Consider the following 4,139-nt stretch of genomic DNA (forward strand, 5'->3'; position numbering starts at 1 on the left):
GGAGGTAAATAGTTTGGAACAGGAACGCCTTTTGCAGGCTCGTGATATTATGGTAGATGCTTTTGGTCGCGTATATGCCATGTTCGGTATGCCGGAAGTGGTGGGACGCATCTATGGCTTGCTGTTTTTTTCTGACCAACCCCTGGGGCTGGAGGATATTGCCTCTGAGTTGGAAGTGAGCAAGGCTACGGTTAGTATACACATCCGTTTTCTCGAAGGTATGAAGAACGTTCGCAAGGTATGGGTAAAAGGAAGCCGCCGGGACTATTATGAAGCAGAACGGAATACGGGCAAAATAATGGCTGAACACCTGCAAAGCAGTTTCATCAATGAACGGGAGATAACTTTAGAAGCGGCGGGGCGCAGCCGGGAGGTTCTGAACAATTTGCGGCAGTCCTCAGATACGGCAATCTTGCACCAGGCTAGCCTTTTCGGCCAATACCTGAACAACCTGGAGGAAGATTACGAATGGAGTCTGCAGTTTTTTAACCAAATGGTGGAAGCCTGGGATAAACGCCACAGCAGGTGAGCATATTCCCTTAAGGCTGATAATGGCTGATGATTAGATACCGCTATAGTTAAGCCTTATCAGGTGGCACCGGATTTATCAAATGTGGTTAACGCTGAACGCTTTGATTTTTCAGATAATGCCCGGGCAGCATTAGTGAAAAACGGTTTTGTGGCAATACCCGCTATGGGCCATGAGCAACCTTTATGCAACAAAAAGGGGTTTTGCAGTAGAGTCGGTATTTTATATTTAGACCTCCACCTCGCCGCAAGAGTGACGATACAAATAGTAATGAAAATTTATTTTTCACGCTAAACGCCCTTGCCTGATATAAGTATTTTTGATAGAATGTTGGGAACAACTTAAGAAATTTGGTCAGGCCTTGAGCCGGGCCCCAAAGGGCAGCGGAAAATTACCGTGGGACTATTATTAAAAGTAAGAGTCTACGGTAATTTTTTTACCTTAAATTATTCTTTTTGGGAAGGTGATATATTTGGATAAGTTCACATCTTCAATATCTGACTTCTTAATCAGCAAAACCCTTAGGGATACTTATGCCGAAACAAATATCGAAAATCCTGAACAGAGAAGGAAGATCGCTTATCTGGAAGCCTGGGTAAGCATTATCGGTAATATTGTTTTGGCTATCATAAAATTCATCATGGGGATATTGGTAAACAGCATTTCTCTGATTGCGGATGCGGTTCATACCGCTTCCGATGTACTGACCTCATTGGTAGTAATTATTGGATTTAAACTGGCTGCTTTACCTGCGGATGAGGAGCATCCTCATGGCCACGGCCGTATTGAATTTATTGCCACCCTGGTTATTTCTTTGCTGCTGGTAGCAGTAGGAATAAAATTTGGTTTTGATTCTTATAAAAGGCTCATGGCCAACACTCCGGTAGCAGGAAGCTACTTTGTAGTTGTCGTTATGCTGTTTGCCGGCTTGTTTAAGGAATGGATGTCCCGTTTTTCCATTGACCTGGGGCAAAGAATTTCTTCCTCCACCCTTATAGCTGATGCCTGGCACCACCGGACTGATGCCATAGCTTCAGTGTTAGTAGCTATTGCCATTTTAGCCTCTAAATTCGGCTACTACTGGGTAGATGCTGTACTGGGCTTTGCTGTGTCAGCCTTGATTGTTTGGACGGGTATCGAAATTTTCCGCGAATCCTGCTCCAAAATAATCGGAGAGTACGATGAGGAGCAGGTAAAGCGGGTTAATCAGTTAGCCCTGGCGGTACCTGGAGTAATCGCGGTTCATGATACCAGCGTACATGATTACGGGGCTAATAAAGTGGTTTCCCTGCATATTGAGGTGGATCAAGGGCTTTCCGTGGTCAAGGCTCACGACATTGCTGATGTAGTTGAATTAAGCATAAACCAGTATCTCTACACTACCTCTACAACGGTTCATGTTGATTGGGTGGATAGAGAAGCGCAAAACTAGAACAGGAGATATTCCATCTCTGCTTCATGCCACATAGACCATACCTATTGTGCCCAGTCCAGTATGCAGGCCTATTACTGGACCGATGGAAAGAATATTTACGGGCAAGCCATAGCGATCAACCAGCGTTTGCCTTAATTGTCGAGCTTTTTCCGGGGCATTGATATGGTGCACTATGATTTCCTTCAGCCCATATTTTTGATGATCTTCTTCCATTAGATACAGCATTCGCTTAACCGCATTGGAAGTTCCCCGGGCCTTCTCCAGCAAATGGGTCATGCCTTTTGCCATATCTACCGTTAGAATAGGCCGGATGTTCAAAAGGATACCGAGAAGAGCAGAGGCCGTGCCTATTCGTCCCCCTTTGCGCAAATACTCCAGGGTTTCCGGGACAAAGTAAAAATGTACCCGATCATGAATATACTGGGCTGCTTTTACCACCGCATCTATATTACCCCCGGCCTTGGCGACCCGGGCGGCCTCCACAACCTGAAGCCCCAGGGCCATACAATTGGTATGAGAATCAATAATCTCCATCCTCGCTTCAGGATATTGCGCCATAAGCTGCTTTTTAACATTCCGGGCTGTAGCCCAGGTTCCACTCATGGTTGAAGATATAAAAATGCCTACAACATGATCTCCACGAGATAGCGCCTTTTTAAAAGCCGCAAAGAATTTACCTGGCGGAGGTTGGGAAGATGTTGGAATCACCCCGGTCCTCTCTATTTTCTGATAAAAATATTCATAGTCTACTTCTGTCTCGATAAAGGACTCATCGGAGAAATGCACACTTAAAGGAATAATTTCAATATCCAGTTCTTCTTGCATTTCTTTACTTATGTATGAAGTGCTATCAGTAAAAACTTTAACGCTCACCCCAACTGCCTCCTGTTGTTTTCATATTATTTATTAGCATTGATTCTACTACACCCGGAGCATAAGGGGAACTTTTAGAGACGGAAACATGATTCCGCTGCAAAAACCTCTTTTGTTCTATATCTATTTCAAATAAACCGGTTTTCCGCTAATGGCGGATATGATGTTCTTTAGCTGCTCCAAAGCCTCCGGGCTGGGAGCAGTTACCCCGTTTAATTCATAGTTTAAGCCCAGCAAATCCCATTTATGTTTTCCCAGGGAGTGGTAAGGCAAAAGGTCAATACGTTCCACATGTTCAAGCTGCCCAACAAAAGCAGCCATTTCTTCAAGATCTTCCAACGCATCGGTCCAGGCAGGAATTATAACATAGCGAATCCAAATGGGTATATCATGCGAATCGATAAGTTTGAGATTGCTCAAGTTAAGACGATTGCTCATTCCGGTCAGACAGCGGCTTTTTTCTTCGTTGATATGTTTGATATCCGCCAGCACCAGGTCAGTCAGCGGCAAAACTTTTAGCAGAGCTGCGGGCTTGACATAAAGGGAGGTATCGATAGCGGTGGAAATATTTTCTTCCCGGCAAAGCAGGAATACTGCCTTTATGAAATCATCATGCAGCAGGGGCTCTCCACCGGAGAAGGTAAGTCCGCCCCCAGAAGCAAGAAAATAGGGTTTGCTCCTTTTTATGACTTCCATTAACTCTTCTGGACTATATTCTTGAGCTGACAGGCTTTTCACTTCCCAGGTGTCAGGATTATGACAGTATTTGCAGCGCAGGTGACAGCCCTGCATAAAGACCACGGTTCTAATTCCGGGCCCGTCCAGGGTACTGAAGGTATCAATGGAGTGAATTCTGCCTATCATGGACTCATACCAACCCTTCAGCTACATTCGGCGATAGAAGGTACGCATAATTATCTCTTCCTGTTGCTCCCGGTTCAACCGGGTAAAATGCACTGCATATCCGGAAACCCTTATGGTCAGATCCGGGTATTTTTCCGGGTGCTCCATAGCTTCCTTTAATGTCTCAACATTTAAGACATTTACATTCATATGATGAGCATCCTGAACGAAATAGCCTTCGAGTAGAGCCAGAAGATTATTCACCCGTTCCTCCTCACTTTTGCCAAGAGCTTCAGGAACGGCGGAGAAAGTGAAAGAAATGCCATCTCGGGCATCTTCATAGGGTAATTTGGCTACCGAGTTACAGGCGGCTATGGCTCCCTTTTCTTCCCGGCCGTGCAGGGGGTTGGCTCCCGGAGCCAGGGGCTCACCTTTTTTTCGTCCATCCGGAGTGGTTCC

At 45.3% G+C, this 4,139-nt stretch carries 5 protein-coding genes; 2 read left to right on the forward strand and 3 right to left on the reverse strand.

Features of this window, described 5'->3' with window-relative positions; translation table 11 throughout:
- Nucleotides 1-529 (forward strand): ArsR family transcriptional regulator (locus PHP87_RS11045; protein ID WP_299921327.1); only part of this gene is annotated, 529 nt, incomplete at its 5' end.
- Between the two features lie 463 nt (nucleotides 530-992).
- A complete protein-coding gene (locus PHP87_RS11050) occupies nucleotides 993-1,961 on the forward strand; it encodes a cation diffusion facilitator family transporter (protein WP_299921328.1) in 969 nt (322 codons plus the stop codon).
- 24 nt (nucleotides 1,962-1,985) lie between these two features.
- Here the strand turns inward: PHP87_RS11050 and PHP87_RS11055 are convergent, their stop codons facing one another.
- The 3 genes from PHP87_RS11055 to PHP87_RS11065 form a co-directional block, all read right to left on the reverse strand.
- Nucleotides 1,986-2,837, reverse strand: a complete 852-nt coding sequence (locus tag PHP87_RS11055) for a DegV family protein (RefSeq protein ID WP_299921330.1) — start codon at nucleotides 2,835-2,837, stop codon at nucleotides 1,986-1,988.
- A 123-nt stretch (nucleotides 2,838-2,960) separates the two neighbouring features.
- Nucleotides 2,961-3,701 carry a pyruvate formate-lyase-activating protein gene (gene pflA, locus PHP87_RS11060; protein ID WP_299921332.1) on the reverse strand — a complete coding sequence of 247 codons (741 nt, stop codon included), beginning with the start codon at nucleotides 3,699-3,701 and terminating at the stop codon, nucleotides 2,961-2,963.
- A 21-nt stretch (nucleotides 3,702-3,722) separates the two neighbouring features.
- Nucleotides 3,723-4,139 (reverse strand): glycine radical domain-containing protein (locus tag PHP87_RS11065; protein WP_299921334.1); only part of this gene is annotated, 417 nt, incomplete at its 5' end.

It is taken from the genome of Syntrophomonas sp. (assembly GCF_028707975.1).
Classification (GTDB): domain Bacteria; phylum Bacillota; class Syntrophomonadia; order Syntrophomonadales; family Syntrophomonadaceae; genus Syntrophomonas.

Bases quoted from the DNA above. Each gene is read 5' to 3' on its own strand.
- pflA (WP_299921332.1), bottom strand. From the start codon at position 3,701: ATGATAGGCAGAATTCACTCCATTGATACCTTCAGTACCCTGGACGGG.